Annotated in this window: 1 protein-coding gene; it reads left to right on the forward strand. The window is 64.6% G+C overall.

The window, feature by feature from the left end; genetic code table 11:
• The coding region (locus tag FPZ47_RS28000; protein WP_145039845.1) for a YceI family protein at positions 1-272 on the forward strand (272 nt) is incomplete at its 5' end.
• Positions 273-393 lie beyond the last annotated feature (121 nt).

The raw sequence follows: 393 nt of genomic DNA on the forward strand, positions 1-393 counted from the left end.
GCTTCCCCGACATCCGCTTCGTCGCCGACACGATTGACGAGATCGAAGACGGGTATCGAATCAGCGGGGCTCTACACATTCGGGGGAAATCGCGGGAGCACACGGTCGACTTGGGAACAGAGGATCTCGGCGACACATGGCGGATGTCGGCGCACACTGTCGTTCGCCAGTCCGACTACGGCGTCAAGCCCTATTCGCTGCTGATGGGGTCGGTAAAGGTCGCCGACGACGTGACGTTGTCGTTCACCGCGGTGCACGCCAAGGACCGTTGAGTTCTACCGACCGGATCCCGCGCGTAGTTCGGCCGTCCGGATCACGGCTGTTCGGCGGCGTCCGGCGCGGCGTCGCTCGCGTCGCCGGGGATGTGCTCGAGCACCCTGGTCAGGTAGGGCT

The organism is Mycobacterium helveticum, assembly GCF_007714205.1.
Classification (GTDB): domain Bacteria; phylum Actinomycetota; class Actinomycetes; order Mycobacteriales; family Mycobacteriaceae; genus Mycobacterium; species Mycobacterium helveticum.